This is a genomic window from Brevibacillus sp. SIMBA_040 (assembly GCF_046535075.1).
Classification (GTDB): Bacteria; Bacillota; Bacilli; order Brevibacillales; family Brevibacillaceae; genus Brevibacillus.
Window position 1 is genome coordinate 1 of the sequence record NZ_JAWRXI010000322.1, and the last position, 251, is coordinate 251.

The window sequence follows — 251 nt, forward strand, 5'->3', positions numbered from 1 at the left end:
GTTCGAGGATTAGTAAATAACTTTTCTTGTACCTTATTTGAAACAGCATTATCATTATACCCAATCCAATAAAGTTCATTTTCAAAACTTCCTACATTAGCAATTTCATCTAAAATCTCATCTTCTCCACTGTAACCAATAACAATCCAAGTTCTATTATGACAAATTCTTTCAAAAATCTTTGGTATAGACAGTTTTATCTTGGTCAGTTCACCTACTGCATTCAAAAGCCATTGTCCATGATGCTGACC

General features: G+C 32.3%; 1 pseudogene. It reads right to left on the bottom strand.

What is annotated here, in order from left to right:
* A pseudogene (locus tag SB752_RS32980) lies at positions 1 to 251 on the bottom strand (hypothetical protein); the annotation flags it as partial.